We start from the raw sequence: 21,926 nt of genomic DNA, 5'->3' as shown, positions 1-21,926 counted from the left end.
CTCTGCGAAGGGTGGGCGGCCGATTCTGCACCAGCTTGTTGCCGGCCAGGACTCCTCGCAGGCAAATCAGTAAGGTCCTACCCTTGGCTTCATTCGTCAGCAGCCGAAGGCTCGCACAAAAAAAGGCCCGGCATCCTCAGGACGCGGGCCTTTTTCACTCGTTCAACAGGCGTTAAACGCCCAAGGATTTACTTGTTGAGGTTGTAGTCTTTTTCCGCCGCATCAAAGCGCTCGACCATACCCGCAGTCGGTGCGCCCATCTTGCTCACGAAGTAGATCGCCAGGCTGGCGAAGATGAAGCCAGGGATGATTTCGTACAGGCCCAGCAGCTCGAAGTGCTTCCACACGATCACGGTAATCGCGCCGACCAGGATGCCGGCCAATGCGCCGTTACGAGTCATGTGTTTCCAGATCACCGAGATCAGCACCACCGGGCCGAACGCCGCGCCGAAGCCGGCCCAGGCGTAGCTGACCAGGCCCAGTACGCGGTTTTCCGGGTTGGCGGCCATGGCAATGGCGATCAGGGCCACCACCAGCACCATGATCCGACCGACCCATACCAGCTCGAGCTGGGAAGCGCCTTTACGCAGGAACGCCTTGTAGAAGTCTTCGGTCAGGGCGCTGGAACACACCAGCAACTGGCAGCTCAGGGTACTCATGACAGCCGCGAGGATGGCCGACAGCAGGACACCGGCAACCCATGGGTTGAACAGGATCTTGGCCAGTTCGATAAACACACGCTCAGGGTTTTCCGTCACCGGGCCGGCCACTTCCGGATGCGCCGAGAAGTAGGCGATACCGAAGAAACCCACTGCCACGGTGCCGCCCAGGCACAGGATCATCCAGGTCATGGAAATGCGACGTGCCTTGGCGATCGACTTCACCGAATCCGCCGCCATGAAACGCGCAAGGATGTGCGGCTGGCCGAAGTAACCCAGGCCCCAGCCCATCAGCGAGATGATGCCGATGAAGGTGGTGTTCTTCAGCATGTCGAAGTTGGTCGGGTCCTTGGCTTCGATGGCCAGGAAGGTAGTGTCTACACCGCCGGTCGCCAGCAGCACGATGATCGGCGTCAGGATCAACGCGAAGATCATCAGCGTGGCTTGTACGGTGTCGGTCCAGCTGACCGCCAGGAAACCACCGATAAAGGTGTAGGCGATGGTCGCCGCAGCACCGGCCCACAGCGCAGTCTCATAGGACATGCCGAAGGTGCTTTCGAATAGGCGGGCACCGGCGACGATTCCGGAAGCGCAGTAGATGGTGAAGAACACCAGGATGACCACGGCGGAGATGATCCGCAGCAGGCCGCTTTTATCTTCGAAGCGGCTTGAGAAGTAATCCGGCAGGGTCAGGGCGTCGCCGTTGTGTTCGGTCTGCACCCGCAGGCGGCCGGCCACGAACAACCAGTTGAGGTAGGCACCGGCGATCAGGCCGATGGCAATCCAGCTTTCCGACAGGCCAGACATGTAGATCGCGCCCGGCAACCCCATCAACAACCAGCCGCTCATGTCGGAAGCACCGGCTGACAAGGCTGTCACCACGCTACCGAGGCTGCGACCGCCGAGGATGTAATCGGAAAGGTTGTTGGTGGAGCGATAGGCCATCAGGCCGATCAGCACCATTGCTGCGATGTAGATCACGAACGTGATCAGGGTTGGATTACTAACGCTCATAGGAGTGACGCCCTGGCTTTGTTTTTATGTAGCGACGGTCATTCGGACGACCACCCGTGGATTACCGGATAGACGAGCCTGCCTGCCGCGCATTTATGACTGGCGTTTCCCCAGGAAAGCCGCCAGCCGATGAACCATACCCTAAAGATGGTTGCACCTTGGTGCGCGAATGCTATTCAACAAAGCAAATAAGGTGCAACCAGTTTCTTTCGAATAAGTTGCACCCAAGTGTGTTTCTGGATAAACGCCTTGTTTTTGCTCCTTTTCGGAGCAAAAACAGCGGATCTCAGAAGCAAATGCACCAATGCAAAGCGGATTCGGCCGTGGGCCATATTTTTTCCGATCAACCGTCGAAAATTTCCTGAACAAAAAGGTTGCACCCGGTTGCACCTGCGCATGGGCAAAGCTAATCTTGCGGCCAGCAGATGCCACTCGGTAGTGGCACCCATGAGGATAAAAAGATGGCAACGACCACCCTTGTGGTCAAACTCGACGACCCGACCCGCGAACGCCTCAAGGCGGCCGCGACCTCCATTGATCGCACGCCTCACTGGCTGATCAAGCAGGCGATTTTCAATTACCTGGAGAAACTCGAGGGTGGTGCAACCCTGTCCGAGCTCAATGGCTCGGGTAGCAAAGACGCCGAAGACGCTGGCGAAATCCAGGCCGACCACGCCCATCAATGCTTCCTGGAGTTCGCCGAAAGCATCCTGCCGCAATCGGTCCTGCGCGCCTCGATCACCGCCGCTTACCGCCGCCCAGAGCCGGAAGTGGTACCGATGCTGATCGAGCAGGCGCGCCTGCCGGTCGAAATGGCCGAAGCCACCAACAAACTGGCCGCCTCGATTGCCGAAAAACTGCGCAATCAGAAGAGCGCCGGTGGCCGTGCCGGTATCGTCCAAGGCCTGCTGCAAGAATTCTCCCTATCGTCCCAGGAAGGCGTGGCACTGATGTGCCTGGCCGAAGCGTTGCTGCGCATCCCGGACAAAGGCACCCGTGACGCGCTGATCCGCGACAAGATCAGCACCGGTAACTGGCAGCCGCACCTGGGTAACAGCCCGTCGCTGTTCGTCAACGCCGCCACCTGGGGGCTGCTGCTGACCGGCAAACTGGTCGCTACCCATAATGAGGCGGGCTTGACCTCGTCCCTGAGCCGCATCATCGGCAAGAGCGGCGAGCCGATGATCCGCAAGGGCGTCGACATGGCCATGCGCCTGATGGGCGAGCAGTTCGTCACCGGCGAAACCATCGCCGAAGCCTTGGCCAATGCGAGCAAGTTCGAAGCCAAAGGCTTCCGTTATTCCTACGACATGCTTGGTGAAGCCGCACTCACCGAACACGATGCCCAGAAGTACCTGGCCTCGTACGAACAAGCCATTCACTCCATCGGCAAAGCCTCCCATGGCCGCGGGATCTATGAAGGCCCGGGCATCTCCATCAAGCTTTCCGCCCTGCACCCGCGCTACAGCCGCGCACAGTACGAGCGTGTGATGGACGAGCTGTACCCGCGCCTGCTGTCGCTGACCCTGCTGGCCAAGCAATACGACATCGGCCTGAACATCGACGCCGAAGAAGCCGACCGCCTGGAGCTGTCCCTCGACCTGCTCGAGCGCCTGTGCTTCGAGCCGCAACTGACCGGCTGGAACGGCATCGGCTTTGTGATCCAGGCTTACCAGAAGCGTTGCCCGTATGTGATCGACTACGTCATCGACCTGGCCCGCCGCAGCCGCCACCGCCTGATGATCCGCCTGGTAAAAGGCGCGTACTGGGACAGCGAAATCAAGCGTGCCCAGGTCGAGGGCCTGGAAGGCTACCCGGTGTACACCCGCAAGGTGTACACCGATGTTTCCTACATTGCCTGTGCACGCAAACTGCTGTCGGTGCCGGAAGCCATCTACCCGCAGTTCGCCACGCACAACGCCCACACCCTGTCGGCTATCTACCATATCGCCGGCCAGAACTATTACCCCGGCCAGTACGAGTTCCAATGCCTGCACGGCATGGGTGAACCGTTGTACGAGCAGGTGGTAGGCAAGGTCTCCGAAGGCAAGCTGAACCGTCCGTGCCGCGTATACGCGCCAGTCGGCACCCACGAAACGCTGCTGGCCTACCTGGTACGCCGCCTGCTGGAAAACGGCGCCAACACCTCGTTCGTCAACCGTATCGCCGACCAATCCATCTCGATTCAGGAGCTGGTGGCCGATCCAGTGGCCAGCATCGAGCAGATGGCCACGCTGGAAGGCGGCTTCGGCTTGCCGCACCCGCGTATCCCGCTGCCGCGTGACCTGTATGGCAGCGACCGCGCCAACTCGGCCGGTATCGACCTGGCCAACGAACACCGCCTGGCGTCGCTGTCCTGCGCCCTGCTGGCTACCGCGCACAACAGCTGGAAAGCCGCGCCGATGCTCGGTTGCGCTTCCAGCCAGGAAGCGGCACAGCCAGTGCTGAACCCCTCCGACCTGCGTGATGTAGTCGGCCACGTCCAGGAAGCCACCGTCGAAGACGTCGACAACGCGATCCAGTGCGCGATCAGCGCCGCGCCGATCTGGCAGGCCACCCCGCCCACCGAACGCGCCGCGATCCTGGAGCGTGCCGCCGACCTGATGGAAGGCGAGATCCAGCCGCTGATGGGCCTGCTGGCCCGCGAAGCCGGCAAGACCTTCGCCAACGCCATCGCCGAAGTGCGTGAAGCTGTGGACTTCCTGCGTTACTACGCGGTGCAGGCCCGCAACGATTTCACCAATGATGCCCATCGCCCACTGGGCCCGGTGGTATGCATCAGCCCGTGGAACTTCCCGCTCGCGATCTTCAGCGGCCAGGTTGCTGCGGCATTGGCTGCCGGTAACCCGGTCTTGGCAAAGCCTGCCGAACAAACCCCGCTGGTCGCCGCCCAAGCCGTGCGCATCCTGCTCGAAGCCGGTATTCCGGAAGGCGTGCTGCAACTGCTGCCGGGCCAGGGCGAAAGCGTCGGTGCCCGCCTGGTGGGTGATGATCGCGTCAAAGGCGTGATGTTCACCGGTTCCACCGAGGTGGCGCGCCTTCTGCAACGCAATGTCGCCGGGCGCCTGGACGCCCAGGGTCGCCCGATCCCACTGATCGCCGAAACCGGTGGCCAGAACGCAATGATCGTTGACTCGTCGGCACTCACTGAACAGGTGGTGATCGACGTGGTGTCCTCGGCCTTCGACAGCGCCGGCCAACGCTGCTCGGCCCTGCGCGTGCTGTGCCTGCAGGAAGATTCGGCAGACCGCGTGATCGAAATGCTCAAGGGCGCCATGGCTGAATGCCGACTGGGCAACCCTGAGCGTCTGTCGGTGGATATCGGCCCGGTGATCGACGCCGAAGCCAAGGCTGGCATCGAGAAACACATCCAGGCCATGCGCGACAAAGGCCGCACCGTGTACCAGGTGGCGATTGCCGACGGCGAAGAGATCAAGCGCGGCACCTTCGTGACGCCGACCCTGATCGAATTGGAAAGCTTCGACGAGCTGCAACGGGAAATCTTCGGCCCGGTGCTGCACGTGGTGCGCTACAAGCGCAAAGAGATCGACCAACTGATCGGCCAGATCAACGCGTCGGGCTACGGCCTGACCCTGGGCGTGCATACCCGCATCGACGAGACCATCGCCAAGGTGATCGACAACGTCAATGCCGGCAACGTCTACGTCAACCGCAACATTGTGGGTGCCGTGGTCGGCGTGCAACCGTTCGGTGGCGAAGGCCTGTCGGGCACTGGCCCGAAAGCCGGTGGCCCGCTGTACCTGTACCGACTGCTGTCGACTCGTCCTACCGATGCGATCGAGCAGTCCTTCGTACGCGGCGACAAGTTGGCTGCACCCGATGTGCGCCTGCGTGATGCCATGAGCCAAGCGCTGAGCTCTCTGAAGTCCTGGGCCGACAGCCACAAGTTCAGTGAACTGAGCGTGCTGTGCACCCAGTTCGCCGCGCAGTCCCAGAGCGGTATCACCCGCCAACTGGCCGGCCCGACCGGCGAGCGCAACAGCTATGCCATCCTGCCTCGCGAGCACGTGCTGTGCCTGGCTGAGGTGGAAGGTGATCTGCTGACCCAACTGGCGGCGGTACTGGCGGTAGGCGGTTCGGCGGTATGGCCGGAAACCGAGCTGACCAAGGCGTTGTTCCCACGCCTGCCGAAGGATATTCAGGCGAAGATCAAGCGTGTGGCCGACTGGACCAAGGACGACGTGGTATTCGATGCCGTACTGCACCACGGTGATTCCGATCAATTGCGCGCGGTGTGCCAGCAAGTGGCGCAGCGTGGTGGGGCGATTGTTGGGGTGCACGGTATGTCTCAGGGTGAGACGGCCATTGCCCTGGAGCGTTTGGTGATCGAGCGGGCATTGAGCGTCAACACTGCTGCGGCAGGCGGTAATGCCAGCCTGATGACTATCGGTTAAAACCTGTGGGAGGGGGCTTGCTCCCGATAGCGGAGTGTCAGTCAGCACATTGGACACTGACACACTGCTATCGGGAGCAAGCCCCCTCCCACATTGACTGCACTTCAATTACCTGCCTGCGTTTTGCCCTTCCATCACCCAGATCAATCTTGCTATCCAGCCTATATTCACGCGCTTAGACTCAGGCCAAGTCCTCCAAAGGTAAGCCGCCATGTCCGAGTCGCTGCTCAGTTCCCGCAATCTGGCTTTCGAGCTGTATGAAGTCCTCGATGCCGAGGGCCTGACACAGCGCGAGCGGTTTGCCGAACACAATCGCGAAACCTTCGATGCAGCCATTAGCACCGCGCGCAACATCGCCGAAAAGTACTTCGCCCCCCACAACCGCAAGAACGATGAAAACGAACCGCGCTATGAAGACGGCCAGGCCATCCTGATTCCGGAGGTCAAACCCGCCGTAGATGCCTTCCTGGAAGCCGGTTTCCTCAACGCCGCACGCAGTTTCGAAGCCGGTGGCATGCAACTGCCGACACTGTTGTCCCAGGCGTGCTTCGCCCACTTCCAATCGGCCAACGCCGCATCGACCTCCTACCCGTTCCTGACCATGGGCGCCGCCAACCTGATCGAAAGCTTCGGCACCGAAGAGCAGAAACAACGCTTCCTGCAACCGATGATCGAAGGACGTTTCTTCGGAACCATGGCCCTGACCGAGCCCCATGCCGGTTCATCCCTGTCGGATATTCGTACCCGCGCGGAACCTGCGGCTGACGGCAGTTATCGACTCAAGGGCAACAAGATCTTCATCTCCGGCGGCGACCACTCGCTGTCCGAAAACATCGTGCATATGGTGCTGGCCAAGCTGCCCGATGCCCCTGCCGGCGTGAAAGGTATTTCGCTGTTTATCGTGCCTAAGTTCCTGGTCAACGATGACGGAAGCCTGGGCGCTCGCAACGATGTGCTGCTGGCCGGGCTGTTTCACAAGATGGGCTGGCGCGGCACCACGTCCACCGCGCTGAACTTCGGGGATAACGGCAACTGTGTCGGCTATCTGGTGGGCAAGCCCCACCAGGGTTTGAGCTGCATGTTCCAAATGATGAATGAGGCGCGCATCGGCGTGGGCATGGGCGCGGTGATGCTTGGTTACGCCGGCTACCTCTACTCGCTGGACTATGCCCGGGAGCGCCCGCAAGGCCGACTGCCAGACAGCAAAGACCCAAGCACCGCACCGGTGTCGATCATCCAGCATGCCGACATCAAGCGCATGCTGCTGACCCAGAAAGCCTATGTGGAAGGCGCCTTCGACCTCGGCCTGTACGCGGCGCGGCTGTTCGACGACACCACCACCCTGCCCGCCGACGCCGAGCGCAAACAAGCCCACGAACTGCTCGACCTGCTCACGCCTATCGTCAAATCCTGGCCGTCGGAGTTCTGCCTCAAGGCCAACGAACTGGCGATCCAGATCCTCGGCGGCCATGGCTACACCCGCGAATACCCGGTGGAGCAGTACTACCGCGACAACCGCTTGAACCCGATCCACGAAGGCACCCACGGTATCCAGTCCCTCGACTTGCTCGGGCGCAAATTGGCACAGAACGGTGGAGCCGGTTTGAAACAGTTGATTCGCTTGATCGCCGAGACCGGTGCACGGGCGCAGCGGTACCCGTCACTTACGGCACTACGGGAGCCATTGGAGCAACTGGTTAATCGACTACAAAGCGTCACCATTGGCCTGCTGACCGATCTCGCCCAGGGCAAGGTCAACACCAGCCTGGCGAACTCGGCACTGTACTTGAAGGTGTTCGGGCATACGGTGATCGGCTGGCGCTGGCTGGAACAGGCGATCCGCGCCGAAGAAGGGCTGGCCAAGGGCAATGCGGCCGATGTGGCCTTCTATAAGGGCAAGCTCCAGGCCGCCCGATACTTTCTGACGTGGGAAGTACCAGGCTGCCATCATGAACTGGCGATTCTGGAGGCACGCGACGATACGTGCCTGGGGATGCAAGACGACTGGTTCTAGGGCTGCCCGATCACCTTGGAAATCACATCAACCGTGGCGCTGACTTGCTCTTGGTAACGGTCGAGTTCCTGCTGGTGCGCCTGCTGCATTTCGATCTGTTCGGCGCACAGGTTCAGCGCGGCCAATACCAATAATTTGTCACCGATCAGGGTCGGGTACTTTTTTTTGGTCACCGCCAGGGAGGCCTTGAGCATGGTCACGGCATGCATCAGGGTTTGATCTTCGCCGGCCGGCGCCTTGATCGAATAATCCTCTCCGAGAATCGAAACGACCTTTATCCCCTCACTCATGCGCTGACAGGGCCTGCGCTCACACGCTCAACCAGTGCCTGGATGCGAGCGGCGGTGGCGCCGTGCTTTTCTTCCTGCTCCATCAGGTTCAGTTGCAGGCTGTCGTTTTCATCCTTGGCACGGGCCAGTTCGGCCTTGAGGGATTCGTTGCTGCCCAGCAGCTCTTGATTCTGTTGTACGAGGTCGCTGACCAGTTGTTCCAATTGGCTGAGGGATGCTTCTAACATTTTGATTTCTCGGGTATTTAAAAGGGCGGTGACGATAAAGAAAATTCACCTCGGATGCCAGGGTTATCCCCGGCGTACAGCCCGATTATTCAGGGGCCGGGCTGCACTTTCGAGCCTTAGTGACTGCATTTACCCGATCTGGTTCCTGAATCCATCCAACCCCTCGTCAGGTGCGACAAAAGCGCGCAGCCCTTTAAGACTTTAGTCGCATGGCCGATAGCAGATGCACACCTCGTCTCACGGCCGCATGGATCGCGCTTTCCCCCAGGATTCCAGCATGTCACTTCGTAATATGAATATCGCTCCGAGGGCCTTCCTCGGCTTTGCGTTTATTGGCGCCCTGATGTTGTTGCTCGGTGTGTTCGCGCTCAACCAGATGAGCAAGATTCGCGCAGCCGCCGAAGACATCACCTTATCCAGCGTGCCCAGCATTCGCGCCCTCGACGAGTTCACCCAGCTGACCCTGCGCCTGCGCGTGCTGTCCTACCGCTTGCTGACCAACCGCGAGCCCGAAGTACAGCAAAAGACCCTGGAAGCCTTCGATGTGCGCAACCAGCAGATTCGTACCGCCCAGGGCGTCTACGAAAAGCTGATCGAAAGCAGCGAAGAGCGCTCCACCTACAATGAGTACGTGGGTTTGCTGGGCCAGTACCACCAGATTGAAGAGCGCATGAAGAGCCTGTCGCGCGCCAACCAGACTGACGAGTTGCGCACCCTGCTCAACACCGAGCTGCTGAACAACTCCGAGCAAGTCAACGCGGTGCTCAACCGCTTGCTGGAGATCAACAATACGATGGCCAATGACACCAACCAGCAAGCCAAGGACCAATACGACCTGGCTTTTAACCTGGTGGTGGGCCTGCTGGTGGTTGCCACGGCGCTGACCCTGTTGTTCGCCTGGCTGCTGACCCGCAGCATCACGGTGCCTATCGCCCAAGCCCTGGAAGCCGCGGAAGAAGTCGCCGAAGGCAACCTCACGCGCCCGATCACCGTAGACGGCAATGACGAGGCCGGCCGCCTGCTCGCGGCCATGGCAAAGATGCAAAACAAGCTGCGCGACACCCTGCAGCGCATCGCCGGCTCCGCCACGCAGCTGGCCTCCGCTGCCGAGGAGCTGAACGCCGTCACCGACGAAAGCGCCCGCGGCCTGACCCAACAAAACAATGAAATCGAACAAGCCGCCACCGCCGTCAACGAGATGACCAGCGCCGTGGAAGAAGTCGCACGCAATGCGGTGAGCACGTCCGAGGCCTCGCGCAACGCCACCACCTCAGCCGGTGATGGCCGCGATCTGGTGCAGGAAACCGTCACCGCCATCGAACGCATGAGCGCCGACGTGCAAGCCACCGCCTCGCTGATTGGCGACCTGGCCAATGAATCGCGGGATATCGGCAAGGTACTGGACGTGATTCGCGGCCTGGCCGACCAGACCAACCTGCTGGCCCTGAACGCGGCAATTGAAGCCGCACGGGCGGGGGAAGCCGGGCGCGGTTTCGCCGTAGTGGCCGATGAAGTGCGGGCCCTGGCCCACCGCACCCAGCAGTCCACCAGCGAGATCGAGCGCATGATCGGCAGCATCCAGACGGGTACCGAGCATGCGGTGGATTCGATGCGCAACAGCACCGAGCGGGCCGAATCGACGCTGAACATCGCCAAAGGTGCGGGCATGTCGCTGGATACCATCAACACCGCGATTGTCGAGATCAACGAGCGCAACCTGGTTATCGCCAGCGCGGCGGAAGAACAGGCCCAAGTGGCGCGGGAAGTGGACCGCAACCTGGTGAACATTCGCGATCTGTCGGTGCAATCCGCTACGGGCGCCAGCCAGACCAGCGCCGCGAGCAGTGAATTGTCGCGCCTGGCAGTGGACCTGAACGGGATGGTAGGTCGCTTCCGTCTCTAAGTGACTGCACTTGAAAATGTGGGAGGGGGCTTGCCCCCGATTGCGGTATATCAGTCGACTTATCTGTGGCTGACCCACCGCTATCGGGGGCAAGCCCCCTCCCACATTTGCTTCTGCGAAAATTCAGAAAAAGCTTTTTGACAGTGCAGCAATTCAACAGGTTAGAATCCCTGGCACGCAGACTGCATGGTCAGTTTGCACCCCGTCTTCCCTGCTCTGGAGTACTGCCTTTGAATGCGACGACCATCAACAGCCTGTTCTTGATCGGCGCGTTGCTGGTGAGTGCGAGCATTCTGGTGAGCTCCCTTTCGTCCCGCCTGGGTATCCCGATTTTGGTGATCATCCTGGCCGTGGGCATGACCGCCGGCGTCGATGGCGGCGGCATCATTTTCGATAACTACCCGACCGCCTACCTGGTGGGCAACCTCGCCCTGGCCGTGATCCTGCTCGACGGCGGGTTGCGCACACGGGTGGCGAGCTTCCGTGTGGCGCTGTGGCCGGCCTTGTCCCTGGCTACGGTGGGGGTGTTGATTACCACCGGCCTCACGGGCATGGCCGCGGCCTGGCTGTTCGACCTCAATATCATCCAGGGCTTGCTGATTGGCGCCATCGTCGGCTCCACGGACGCTGCAGCGGTGTTCTCGCTGCTGGGCGGCAAAGGGCTCAACGAACGAGTCAGCGCCAGCCTGGAGATCGAATCCGGCAGCAACGACCCGATGGCGGTGTTCCTCACCGTCACCCTGATCGACATGCTCGCCAGCGGCCAGACCGGCCTGCACTGGAGCCTGCTGACGCACCTTATTCGCGAATTCGGCATCGGTGGCCTGGTGGGCCTGGGCGGCGGATGGCTGATGTTGCAATTGGTCAACCGCATCAACCTGGCCAACGGCCTGTACCCGATTTTGGTGATCGCCGGCGGCCTGTTCGTCTTCGCCCTGACCAACGCCCTGCACGGCAGCGGCTTCCTGGCCGTGTACCTGTGCGGCCTGGTAATCGGCAACCGCCCGGTGCGCAGCCGCCATGGCATTTTGCATATGCTCGATGGCATGGCCTGGCTGGCGCAGATCGGCATGTTCCTGGTGCTGGGCCTTTTGGTCACGCCCCATGACCTGCTGCCCATCGCCTTGCCGGCCCTGGGCCTGGCGCTGTGGATGATCCTGTTTGCGCGGCCGTTGTCGGTGATGGTCGGGCTGTTGCCGTTCAAGGCGTTCCACGGACGCGAAAAAGCCTTCATCGCCTGGGTCGGCCTGCGCGGCGCGGTGCCGATCATCCTCGCGGTGTTCCCGCTGATGGCCGGCCTGCCCCACGCGCAGCTGTACTTCAACCTGGCGTTCTTTATCGTGCTGGTGTCGCTGCTGGTGCAGGGCACAAGCCTGCCGTGGGTGGCCAAGCTGCTCAAGGTCACCGTACCGCCGGACCCAGCCCCGATTTCCCGGGCCGCCCTGGAAGTGCACGTCACCAGCGAGTGGGAGCTGTTCGTCTACCGCCTGGGCGCGGAAAAATGGTGCATCGGCGCGGCCCTGCGCGAGCTGAAAATGCCCGAAGGCACGCGCATCGCTGCGCTGTTCAGGGGCCAGCAACTGCTCCATCCGTCGGGTAGTACGGTGCTGGAAGTCGGCGATCTGCTCTGTGTGATCGGCCATGAACACAACCTGCCGGCCCTGGGCAAACTGTTCAGCCAGGCACCCCAACGCGGCCTCGACCTGCGCTTCTTCGGCGACTTCGTTCTCGAGGGCGACGCCCAGCTGGGCGCGGTTTCGGCCCTGTACGGGCTCAAGCTGGAGGGTATCGACCCGGACATGCCATTGAGCCGCTTCATTACCCAGAAGGTCGGCGGCGCACCGGTAGTGGGCGACCAGGTGGAATGGAACAACACCATCTGGACCGTCGCGGTCATGGACGGGAACAAGATTGGCAAAGTCGGCGTCAGATTCCCCGAAGGAAGTCGCCCGGGCCCCGGACTCTTCCTCTAAACTGCGGGGCAATAACGCCCCGATTCTTCACCTTGCAAGACCGGTCTCTATGCCAACCCTGCGCACTTTTCTCGCCACTGCCCTGCTGGGCTTGACCCTTTGTGTCGGCAGCGTATACGCCGCCGACCCGCCCAGCGCCGACGCCATCCAGCAAAACCTGGATAAACTGCCCGATCGCAAGCTGCCCGACGCCGACATGAAGGCGTTGCAGGCGATCCTGCAGCAGACCCTGACCTACCTGGGCAACAAGCAGGATTACGAACAGCGCCTGGCCGACCTCAAGCGCCAGCTGGAAGAGGCTCCGCGCCAGACCACCGAGAACCAACGCGAGCTGACCCGGCTCAAGGCTACCAAGGTCATCCCGGTGGCCCAACGCTATGCCACCCTCCCGGTGCCGCAGCTCGAGCAATTGCTGGTACAACGCACCACCCAGCAAGGCGACCTGCAAAAGGAGCTGGCCGAGGCCAACAGCCTGACCATTGCCGCCCAGACCCGCCCCGAGCGCGCCCAGACCGAAATCAGCAGCAGCCAGACGCGCATCCAGCAGATCAACGCCACGCTCAAACTCGGCAAAGACAATGGCAAGGCTCTCAGCGGCGACCAGCGCAACCAGTTGAACGCTGAACTGGCGGCCCTGAATGCACTGATCCCCCTACGCCGCCAGGAATTGGCCGGCAACAGCCAACTGCAAGACCTGGGCAACAGCCAGCATGACCTGATCCAGGAAAAAACCGCGCGCCTGGAGCAGGAAATCCAGGACCTGCAAACCCTGATCAACCAGAAACGCCTGGCCCAATCCCAACAGACCGTCACCCAACAGTCCATCGAAGCGCAGAAAGCCGGTGGCAGCAGCCTGTTGGCCACGGAAAGCGCGGCGAACCTCAAGCTCTCCGATTACCTGCTCAAAAGCACCGACCGCCTCAACGATCTGACCCAGAAAAACCTGCAGACCAAGCAGCAACTGGACACCGTGACCCAGAGCGATTCGGCCCTGGACGAGCAGATCAACGTGCTCAAGGGCAGCCTGCTGCTGTCCAAGATTCTGTATAAGCAGAAACAGGCCCTGCCACGCCTTACCGTGGACCGCGACCTGGCTGACGATATCGCCAACATTCGCCTCTACCAGTTCGAGGTCAATCAGCAGCGCGAGCTGATCAGTTCTCCTAGTGCCTATGTGGATAAGTTGCTGGCCGACCAGCCGCCGGACGACATCACCCCGCAACTGCGCCGCACTTTGCTGGAACTGGCGATCACTCGCAGCGACCTGCTGGAACGCCTGAGCCGCGAGCTGAGTGCATTGCTCAACGAATCCATCACCCTGCAACTGAACCAGAAACAACTGCTCAGTACAGCTACCACGTTGCGCGCGACCCTCGACGAGCAGATGTTTTGGATCCCCAGCAACAAGCCGCTGGACACCGAGTGGCTGGAAACCGTACCGGCGCACCTGAGCAAACAGATCACTACTCTGCCCTGGGCCTCCAGTGTCAGTGAGTTATATGACGGCCTGACCCAGCGCCCGCTGCTGTTCCTGCCGCTGCTGTTGCTGATTGGCGCGTTGCTGTGGCGCCGCAAGGCCCTGTACCAGCGCCTGAACAAGGTTCACCTGGATATCGGTCACTTCAAGCGCGACAGCCAGTGGCACACGCCCCAGGCCATCCTGATCAATATCCTGCTGGCGATGCCGGTGTCGCTGGGCCTGGCCCTGTGCGGCTACGCCTTGCAGATCGACGCCCGTGGGCAAAACGCCAACCTGGGCGCGGCACTGCTGCAGATCGCCCAGGCCTGGCTGGTCTTCTACACCGCCTATCGCATCCTGGCGCCGGGCGGCGTGGCGGAACTGCACTTCCGCTGGGAAAAGCCCCAGGTTGAATTCCTGCAAGGCTGGGTGCGCAAGCTCGGCCTGGTGGTGCTGGCCCTGGTGGCCGTGGTGGCGATTGCCGAACACCAACCGGCGGCGCTGGCCGACGACGTGCTGGGCATCGCCGTGGTGCTCACCTGCTACGCGCTGATGGCATGGTTGCTGAGCCGCCTGCTGCTCAACAGCCCGACCCACGAAAAGGCCTCGCTGTTTCGCAAGGCCATCGGGCTGCTGTTCACCGCCCTGCCGGTCGCGCTGTTTATTGCCGTGTGCTTTGGTTACTACTACACCGCACTGAAACTCAGCGACCGGCTGATCAACACCCTGTACCTGCTGATGTTCTGGCTGGTGATCGAGGCCACCTTTGTACGCTGGTTAAGCGTCGCCGCCCGGCGTTTGGCCTACGCCCGGGCCCTGGCCAAACGCCAGGCCGCCAAGGACGCCGGTGAAGGCGAAGCCGTGGTGGAAGAGCCGACACTGGACATCGAAAAGGTCAATGAACAATCCTTGCGCCTGATCCGCCTGGCCTTGCTCGGCGGCTTTATCGCGGCGTTGTACTGGGTGTGGTCGGACCTGATCTCGGTATTTTCCTACCTGGATAACGTCACCCTGTACGAATACACCAGCGGCACGGGCGCGAATATCAGCATGGTGCCCATCAGCATCGGCGACCTGCTGGGCGCCTCGATCATCATCGGCATCACCTTCGCGCTGGCGCGCAACCTGCCCGGCCTGCTGGAAGTACTGGTGCTGTCCAAGCTCGACCTGGCCCAGGGCAGCGCCTACGCCACCACCACCTTGCTGTCCTACATCATTGCCGGCGTGGGCTTTGTGACCACGCTCTCCACCCTCGGTGTGAGCTGGGACAAGCTGCAATGGCTGGTGGCCGCGCTCTCGGTGGGCCTCGGTTTCGGTATGCAGGAGATCTTCGCCAACTTCATCTCCGGCATCATGATCCTGTTCGAACGCCCGGTGCGCATTGGCGATACCATCACCATCGGCAACCTGTCGGGGACGGTGAGCAAGATCCGCATTCGCGCCACCACCATCACCGACTTCGACAACAAGGACATCATCGTCCCGAACAAAACCTTCATTACCGGGCAACTGATCAACTGGTCGCTGACCGACACCATCACTCGGGTGACCCTCAAACTCGGGGTGGACTACGGCTCGGACCTGGACCTGGTGAAGGAATTGTTACTCAAAGCCGCACGGGAAAACCCACGGGTGTTGAAAGAGCCCGAACCCCATGTGTACTTCCTCAACTTCGGCGAAAGCACCCTGGACCACGAGTTGCGTATGCACGTACGCGACCTGGGGGACCGCAACCCGGTGCTGGACGAGGTCAACCGCTTTATCAACCGCGAATTCAAGAAACAGCACATCAACATCTCGTTCCGGCAGATGGAGATCTACCTGAAAAACCTTCACGGCCAGGAATACAAACTGGTGCCGGCCGAGGATGAGCGCAAGACCATCGTCGAGCCCGTCGACAAGCCCGACGCACCGGAGCCTCCCGCAGGCAAAGTGGTGGATGCGCCGGAGCCGCCACCGAGCAAACTCGACTAAACGCCCTATCCCCAGCAGAATACTCGGACATTCTGCTGGAGATGGCCGGTGAAAGCCCTCGACGAACTGACCTTCGACAACCGCTTCGCACGCCTGGGCGACGCGTTCTCAACCCACGTATTGCCAGAGCCCCTGGACGAACCGCGCCTGGTGGTGGCAAGCAAGGCCGCCATGGCCCTGCTGGACCTCGACCCGGCCGTGGCCGAAACATCGGTATTTGCCGAACTGTTTGGCGGCCACAAGCTGTGGGCCGAGGCAGAACCGCGGGCGATGGTCTATTCCGGGCATCAGTTCGGCGGCTACACCCCGCAATTGGGCGATGGCCGCGGGCTGCTGCTGGGCGAGGTGTACAACCAGGCCGGCGAGCATTGGGACCTGCACCTCAAGGGCGCCGGGATGACGCCTTATTCACGCATGGGCGACGGGCGTGCGGTGTTGCGCTCTTCGATTCGTGAATTCCTCGCCTCCGAAGCCCTGCATGCGCTGGGCATCCCCAGCAGCCGCGCGCTGTGCGTGATCGGCTCAAGCACCCCGGTATGGCGTGAAAAACAGGAACGCGGCGCCATGGTTCTGCGCCTGGCCCAGAGTCATATCCGCTTCGGGCATTTTGAGTACTTCTACTACACCAAGAAGCCCGAACAGCAGGCCGAGCTGGCCGAGCACGTGCTGAACCTGCATTACCCCGAGTGCCGCGAGCAGCCTGAGCCGTACCTGGCGATGTTCCGCGAAATCGTCGAGCGCAATGCCGAGATGATCGCCAAATGGCAGGCGTATGGCTTTTGCCACGGGGTGATGAACACCGACAATATGTCAATCCTGGGTATCACCTTCGACTTCGGGCCGTTTGCGTTCCTTGACGACTTTGATGCGCACTTCATCTGCAACCATTCGGATCATGAAGGGCGTTACTCATTCAGTAATCAGGTGCCGATCGGGCAGTGGAACCTCAGCGCACTGGCCCAGGCGCTTACGCCGTTTATCAGCGTTGACGCCTTGAAAGAGGCACTTGGCCTGTACTTGCCGTTCTACCAGGCCCACTACCTGGACCTGATGCGCCGCCGACTGGGGCTGACCACTGCCGAAGACGATGACCAAAAGCTGGTGGAGGGCGTGCTCAAGCTGATGCAGAACAGTGGCGTGGACTACACGCTGTTCTTCCGGCGCCTGGGCGATGAGTCCGCGGAGCTTGCAGTGAAGCGGTTGCGCGACGACTTTGTCGACCTGGCTGGGTTCGATGCGTGGGCCGAGCGGTACAAAGCCCGTGTTGCGCGGGATGGGGATTACACTCAGGAGCAGCGCCGTGAGCGCATGCATGCGGTGAACCCGCTGTACATCCTGCGCAACTACCTGGCACAAAACGCCATCGCCGCCGCCGAGGCTGGGGACTACAGCGAAGTGCGGCGGTTGCATGAGATACTGACCAACCCGTTTGAGGAACAAGCAGGGATGGAACAGTATGCGCAGCGGCCGCCGGATTGGGGCAAGCATTTGGAGATCAGTTGTTCATCGTAAGCCCTAAAGACAATGGAATTATTCTGCGGTGAATAGGCTCATCAGATCTGAGGCATACGCTGATGCTCCAGATCATAGGCCTCCACCCAGTCAGAAATGATGTCCAGTAGCCCACCCATTGGATGGTCTTCATCTTCTCCTATGATATCGAGCAGCTCATCAATCGCCTCGACCAGGGCGTCATAATCATCCTCGGTTTGGGGTTTGCGCAGCAGCGTTGCAACGTAAGGCCAATGTTCAATGGCCAGTTTCAAAGCGTCGTTCATGCTTTGTCCTTTTTATCGAGTGTTGATAAACCGCGTCGCCGACACCAGATTGAAGCCAACAGCCGCCCCCAAGGAGCCTCCGATGTCCGAAACTCTTGTAATCCCCTGCCCACATTGCAACGGTCTCAACCGCATCCCCGGCGAGCGCCTGGGTGATGCGCCCAAATGCGGGCGCTGCAAACAGCCGGTTTTGTTGAACAAGCCCTTTGAATTGAAACAAGGCGACTACGCCAGCCAGATCAAGGGCGATTTGCCGTTGCTGGTGGATGTGTGGGCGGCTTGGTGCGGGCCGTGCAAGTCGTTTGCGCCGGTATTTGAGCAGGCCGCCGGGCAGCTTGAAGGCAAGTGCCGGTTGGCGAAGCTGGACAGCGAGGCCAATCAGCAGCTGTCGGCGCAGTTGGGGATTCGTTCGATTCCCAGTTTGATCCTGTTCAAGAATGGCCGCGAAGTGGCGCGCCAGAGTGGGGCGTTTCCGTTGCCGCAGTTGATGAGCTGGTTGCGTAGTCAGGGGGTGTAACCCCCCTTCAGAACACCGCAGGACAGTGTGGGAGGGGGCTTGCTCCCGATAGCAGTGGGCCAGTCAACTTATCAGGTGACTGATACACCGCCATCGGGAGCAAGCCCCCTCCCACATTTTTGACCGTGTTTCAGCTTTGGGGGTAGTGGGGCTTCGCGGTCCATCATCTGGGCGACCAGCATGACGCCCAATTCACTTAACTGGTGAATCGCCAGCGCCACATCGCGATGTTCGCCAGTGAGGTCGTTGGACAAGTTGAGTAATAGCGTGCGCACGGAGGAGAAGGTTTCGTAACTGTTGAGAACTAGAGCTTCGGTGGGCAGGTTGGGCGACACATTGAAAAGACTGATAGACATGCATTTGTTCCCTGATAGGGCCACTACCGTTTCGCTACTAAACGAAGGGTGGCAGCTGTACGCAGGTTAGTAGACCGGGGAACAAAGCAAAGACCGGCGCACCCGAAGGTGCCCTGCATACAGCCACCATCAGATAGGCGATAAACGCCATGCTTTTGGAGCGGTACAAATGCTTTGGTCGGTTGGGCTACTAAACCCGATCACTGAACATTCAGCGACCGGCAAACCTTAGAGACGCCTATCCAGACGCACAAGCCGGCCGATTCTGGCGTAGCTGTAGGCAAGGTTACAAGGCACAAGCCCTATTGCCAGACCGGTCCTACAGCCTCTGTGGGACGATTCATTGGAATACCATCCAAATGTGGGAGGGGGCTTGCCCCCGATAGCGGTGTATCAGCCAAATATGTACTGACTGACGTACCGCAATCGGGAGCAAGCCCCCTCCCACATTGGATCTGTGTGGCACTTGAGATCAGGCGTTTTCCAGCAGGTTGTGCAACTCCACAAACTGCTGGGTCAGCTTGTGCCGAGGGTCCAGGTGGATCAGCGGCTTGCTCTCCTGGTGCGACTCGCGCATGCGCACCGAGCTGGCCAGGTACACCGGCAGCACCGGCAGCCCTTCGGCAATCAGTTCATCCAGGATCTGCTGCGGCAGGCTGGCCCGGGCCTGAAACTGGTTAACCACGATACCTTCCACTTCCAGGCCTTCATTATGGTCTTCCTTCAGTTCTTCGATTTCCGCCAGCAGGCCATACAGGGCCTGGCGCGAAAAGCTGTCGCAATCGAAGGGGATCAGCACACGATCAGCCGCAATCAGCGCAGAAACCGCATAGAAGTTCAACGCGGGTGGCGTATCGAGGTAAATCCGGTCGTAATCCTCGCTCAACTCATCCAGCAGCTTTCGCAGCTTGTTGATCTTGTGCTTGGCTTCGAGCTTGGGCTGCAGGTCTGCCAGCTCGGCGGTGGCGGTGATCACGTGCAGGTTGTCGAACGGCGTTTCGTAGATATCCACCTTGTTCTTCTTGGAAAACGGCCCGGAAGACAGGGTTTGCTTGAAAAAGTCGGCGATTCCCATGGGAATATCGTCGCCGGTCAAGCCGGTGAGGTATTGGGTCGAGTTGGCTTGTGCATCGAGGTCCACCAACAGGGTCCGGTAACCTTCGCTGGCGCTGACGGCCGCCAGGTTGCAGGCGATGCTGGACTTGCCAACCCCGCCTTTCTGATTGAACACCACGCGCCGCATGGAAAAACCTCCGTGTATCAATGAATGCCCGAGTGTAGAGCGCAAAAGCGCCCGTTAGCTACCTCGTTCATCCATGCACTGCTGCATTACCGGTAAGCCTTAGTACATCACGCACAAATGAATAGGAGCGGTCCGACAATCCAAGTCGCCCCCGGGTAAGAGACAATCTGTCATTCCTGCCCACTCATTTGTAATCAGACTTGAACAATTCTTTACCAAAGTTTGCTAGAACCCCACGGCACCGGGATAATGCGCGCCATTCGGCCATCGCTGCCTGTCCCGGTATTCGGGGCTACCGGCCGCACATGGAAGCCCGCAGGGGCGGGATAACTTCTCAGTGATCAACTTCAACATCGCCCAATGGCGCGCCTGGGCTCCTGGCCTGGAGACCGCGGACGACTGGCACGCCTGGTGCCGGGCCCCGGTGTTGCTGCCTGTCAGTGAAGCCTCGCCGGATGTGTCATTTTTGCCAGCGATGCAACGCCGCCGCCTCAGCCGCCTGGCGCGCATGGCTTTCAGCGTGGGCTGGCCATTGGCCGAGGGTTTGCAGGATTTGCCCCTGGTGTTTATCTCCCGGCACGGCGAAACCCCGCGCACCCTCGATATCCTCAGCGACCTGGCCAACGACCAGCCGCTGTCGCCAACCCAGTTCAGCCTGTCGGTGCACAACGCAGTGATTGGCCTGTGGTCGATCCTGCGCAATGAAACCAGTGAAATGACCGCCCTCGCCGCCGCAGGCGATGGCCTGGAGCACGGCCTGCTCGAAGCCGCCGCACTGCTCAATGAAGGGGCCCCGGAGGTGCTGCTGGTGATCACCGAAGAACAGCCGCCCGAAGCCTACGCGGGTTGGATCGATGACGTGCCGTTCCCTTATGCCCTCGGCCTGTTGCTGACCCCGGGCGACGAGTGGCAGCTGGAACTCACCAGCGCCACTGTCCAACCCTGCACCACCGCCCAGTGGCCCCATGCCCTGAACCTGCTGCGCACCCTGTTGACCGAACAGGGCGCCTGCCAACATGCCTGGAAGAACCGCGTATGGAACTGGCAACGCAAGCCCTGACCGACAAGCCTCGGGACGCCTACTACTGGCGCCTGTTCGCCACCGCCGCGAGCTTTTTCCTGTTCGGCGTGGGCGGGTTGTGCCTGCGTTTGCTGGTGTTTCCGCTGCTTAATTGCCTGCCGGGCGACGCCACGCAGCACCAGAAGCGCGCACGCCACACCATCAGTTGCCTGTTCTGGTTCTTTATCCGCTTGATGAAATCCCTGGGCATCCTCACTTTCAGCGTCGAGGGCGCCGAAAAGCTCGGGCGCCCCGGGCAGATGATCGTCGCCAACCACCCGTCGCTGATCGACGTGGTGTTCCTGATCGGCCTGATGCGCCAGACCAACTGCGTGGTCAAGCAGAGCCTGTTCCAGAACCCTTTCACCCGCGGGCCGGTGCGCGATGCCGGCTATATCAGCAACGACGGCAGCGCCGACATGCTCGATGCGGCTGCCGACGCCCTGCGCGCCGGCCAGACCCTGATCATCTTTCCCGAAGGCACCCGCACCACGCCCGGCGCGGCGCCTGCCTTTCATCGCGGTGGCGCAGCCATTGCCCTGCGCGGTGCGACAATCATCACCCCGGTGGTGATCAAGGTCAGCCCCACGACCCTGACCAAGGCCGAACCCTGGTATCGCATTCCCAAACGTCGATTCCACTTCAGTTTGCGCGTGGGAGCCGATATAGAGCCACAAGCGTTTGCCGCGCTCGGCCCCGCACCCCAGGCTTCACGCAAGCTCAACGATTACCTGCATCACTATTTCATTAAGGAGCTCGCCGAAGATGAGCGACCAACACCGCCTTGAGCACGAGATAAAAGAGCTGATCATCGAGGCCCTGGGCCTGGAAGACATCAGCGCCGACGATATTGGCAGCGATCAGACCCTGTTCGGCGAAGGCCTGGGCCTGGACTCGGTCGACGCCCTGGAATTGGGCCTGGCGATCCAGAAAACCTACGGTATCAAGATCGATGCTGACGCCAAGGACACCCGCAATCATTTCACCAACGTGGCCAGCCTTGCGGCGTTCGTCACGGCCCGACAGGCAGCTTGAGACCGTACC

14 protein-coding genes and 3 pseudogenes are annotated in these 21,926 nt (G+C 60.8%); 11 read left to right on the top strand and 6 right to left on the bottom strand.

Annotation, left to right across the window (positions count from 1 at the left end; genetic code table 11):
• Positions 1–188: 188 nt before the first annotated feature.
• Positions 189–1,673 carry a sodium/proline symporter PutP gene (gene putP, locus BLU48_RS30920; RefSeq protein ID WP_057023472.1) on the bottom strand — a complete coding sequence of 495 codons (1,485 nt, stop codon included), beginning with the start codon at positions 1,671–1,673 and terminating at the stop codon, positions 189–191.
• A 461-nt stretch (positions 1,674–2,134) separates the two neighbouring features.
• Here putP and putA point away from each other — a divergent pair, with 461 nt between their 5' ends.
• Positions 2,135–6,088, top strand: coding sequence for a trifunctional transcriptional regulator/proline dehydrogenase/L-glutamate gamma-semialdehyde dehydrogenase (gene putA / locus BLU48_RS30910; protein ID WP_057023473.1), 3,954 nt, complete (start codon positions 2,135–2,137; stop codon positions 6,086–6,088).
• A 211-nt stretch (positions 6,089–6,299) separates the two neighbouring features.
• Positions 6,300–8,102 (top strand): acyl-CoA dehydrogenase, encoded by a 1,803-nt coding sequence (locus BLU48_RS30905; protein ID WP_057023474.1) that lies wholly within the window; start codon positions 6,300–6,302, stop codon positions 8,100–8,102.
• On the opposite strand, the gene BLU48_RS30900 is transcribed toward BLU48_RS30905, so the two are convergent.
• Both BLU48_RS30900 and BLU48_RS30895 read right to left on the bottom strand, forming a co-directional pair.
• Positions 8,099–8,392, bottom strand: coding sequence for a cell division protein ZapA (locus BLU48_RS30900; RefSeq protein WP_003187971.1), 294 nt, complete (start codon positions 8,390–8,392; stop codon positions 8,099–8,101). The genes BLU48_RS30905 and BLU48_RS30900 overlap by 4 nt on opposite strands.
• On the bottom strand, positions 8,389–8,619 hold the full coding sequence (locus BLU48_RS30895) for a hypothetical protein (protein ID WP_003187970.1): 231 nt from the start codon (positions 8,617–8,619) through the stop codon (positions 8,389–8,391). Before BLU48_RS30895 ends, BLU48_RS30900 begins: the two co-directional genes overlap by 4 nt.
• Positions 8,620–8,842: 223 nt before the next feature.
• On the opposite strand from BLU48_RS30895, the pseudogene BLU48_RS32780 reads away from it, so the two are divergent.
• The 5 genes and pseudogenes from BLU48_RS32780 to selO form a co-directional block, all read left to right on the top strand.
• A pseudogene (locus BLU48_RS32780) lies at positions 8,843–9,619 on the top strand (MCP four helix bundle domain-containing protein); the annotation flags it as partial.
• 30 nt (positions 9,620–9,649) lie between these two features.
• The gene (locus tag BLU48_RS32775) at positions 9,650–10,522 is read left to right on the top strand and encodes a methyl-accepting chemotaxis protein (RefSeq protein WP_370881248.1); all 873 of its coding nucleotides are present in this window, start codon (positions 9,650–9,652) and stop codon (positions 10,520–10,522) included.
• 230 nt (positions 10,523–10,752) lie between these two features.
• A complete protein-coding gene (locus BLU48_RS30885; RefSeq protein ID WP_057023476.1) occupies positions 10,753–12,495 on the top strand; it encodes a potassium/proton antiporter in 1,743 nt (580 codons plus the stop codon).
• Positions 12,496–12,544: 49 nt separating this feature from the next.
• Positions 12,545–15,928, top strand: a complete 3,384-nt coding sequence (gene mscK, locus BLU48_RS30880; protein WP_057023477.1) for a mechanosensitive channel MscK — start codon at positions 12,545–12,547, stop codon at positions 15,926–15,928.
• A gap of 48 nt (positions 15,929–15,976) precedes the next feature.
• Complete coding sequence (gene selO / locus BLU48_RS30875; protein WP_057023478.1) at positions 15,977–17,440, top strand: protein adenylyltransferase SelO; 1,464 nt, start codon at positions 15,977–15,979, stop codon at positions 17,438–17,440.
• Between the two features lie 50 nt (positions 17,441–17,490).
• Here selO and BLU48_RS30870 read toward each other — a convergent pair.
• Positions 17,491–17,706, bottom strand: a pseudogene (locus BLU48_RS30870) (hypothetical protein); the annotation flags it as partial.
• Positions 17,707–17,788: 82 nt separating this feature from the next.
• On the opposite strand from BLU48_RS30870, the gene trxC reads away from it, so the two are divergent.
• Entirely contained in the window at positions 17,789–18,223 is a 435-nt protein-coding gene (gene trxC, locus BLU48_RS30865; RefSeq protein WP_057023480.1) for a thioredoxin TrxC, read from the top strand.
• A 143-nt stretch (positions 18,224–18,366) separates the two neighbouring features.
• Here trxC and BLU48_RS30860 read toward each other — a convergent pair.
• Positions 18,367–18,579 (bottom strand): annotated as a pseudogene (locus BLU48_RS30860) (DUF6124 family protein); the annotation flags it as partial.
• A 472-nt stretch (positions 18,580–19,051) separates the two neighbouring features.
• Positions 19,052–19,822: a ParA family protein gene (locus tag BLU48_RS30855; RefSeq protein ID WP_057023481.1), complete on the bottom strand. Its 771-nt coding sequence runs from the start codon at positions 19,820–19,822 to the stop codon at positions 19,052–19,054.
• Positions 19,823–20,159: 337 nt separating this feature from the next.
• Here BLU48_RS30855 and BLU48_RS30850 point away from each other — a divergent pair, with 337 nt between their 5' ends.
• The 3 genes from BLU48_RS30850 to BLU48_RS30840 are packed head-to-tail and all read left to right on the top strand — an operon-like array spanning position 20,160 to position 21,917.
• Positions 20,160–20,882, top strand: a complete 723-nt coding sequence (locus tag BLU48_RS30850; RefSeq protein WP_057023482.1) for a beta-ketoacyl synthase chain length factor — start codon at positions 20,160–20,162, stop codon at positions 20,880–20,882.
• Positions 20,858–21,670 carry a lysophospholipid acyltransferase family protein gene (locus BLU48_RS30845; protein WP_057023483.1) on the top strand — a complete coding sequence of 271 codons (813 nt, stop codon included), beginning with the start codon at positions 20,858–20,860 and terminating at the stop codon, positions 21,668–21,670. The genes BLU48_RS30850 and BLU48_RS30845 overlap by 25 nt, the downstream gene beginning before the upstream one ends.
• Entirely contained in the window at positions 21,648–21,917 is a 270-nt protein-coding gene (locus BLU48_RS30840) for a phosphopantetheine-binding protein (protein ID WP_043047212.1), read from the top strand. Before BLU48_RS30845 ends, BLU48_RS30840 begins: the two co-directional genes overlap by 23 nt.
• Positions 21,918–21,926 lie beyond the last annotated feature (9 nt).

The organism is Pseudomonas synxantha, from assembly GCF_900105675.1.
In the GTDB taxonomy this organism is placed as follows: domain Bacteria; phylum Pseudomonadota; class Gammaproteobacteria; order Pseudomonadales; family Pseudomonadaceae; genus Aquipseudomonas; species Aquipseudomonas synxantha.
The sequence above is the reverse complement of the archived record's forward strand: the minus strand, read 5'-3'. Positions and strand labels throughout refer to the sequence as shown.

Coding starts and splice junctions, on each gene's coding strand:
- putA (WP_057023473.1), top strand. CDS start 2,135: ATGGCAACGACCACCCTTGTGGTCAAACTCGACGACCCGACCCGCGAA.
- BLU48_RS32775 (WP_370881248.1), top strand. CDS start 9,650: ATGGCAAAGATGCAAAACAAGCTGCGCGACACCCTGCAGCGCATCGCC.
- BLU48_RS30840 (WP_043047212.1), top strand. CDS start 21,648: ATGAGCGACCAACACCGCCTTGAGCACGAGATAAAAGAGCTGATCATC.
- trxC (WP_057023480.1), top strand. CDS start 17,789: ATGTCCGAAACTCTTGTAATCCCCTGCCCACATTGCAACGGTCTCAAC.
- BLU48_RS30845 (WP_057023483.1), top strand. CDS start 20,858: ATGGAACTGGCAACGCAAGCCCTGACCGACAAGCCTCGGGACGCCTAC.
- putP (WP_057023472.1), bottom strand. CDS start 1,673: ATGAGCGTTAGTAATCCAACCCTGATCACGTTCGTGATCTACATCGCA.
- BLU48_RS30900 (WP_003187971.1), bottom strand. CDS start 8,392: ATGAGTGAGGGGATAAAGGTCGTTTCGATTCTCGGAGAGGATTATTCG.
- BLU48_RS30855 (WP_057023481.1), bottom strand. CDS start 19,822: ATGCGGCGCGTGGTGTTCAATCAGAAAGGCGGGGTTGGCAAGTCCAGC.
- mscK (WP_057023477.1), top strand. CDS start 12,545: ATGCCAACCCTGCGCACTTTTCTCGCCACTGCCCTGCTGGGCTTGACC.
- BLU48_RS30895 (WP_003187970.1), bottom strand. CDS start 8,619: ATGTTAGAAGCATCCCTCAGCCAATTGGAACAACTGGTCAGCGACCTC.
- BLU48_RS30905 (WP_057023474.1), top strand. CDS start 6,300: ATGTCCGAGTCGCTGCTCAGTTCCCGCAATCTGGCTTTCGAGCTGTAT.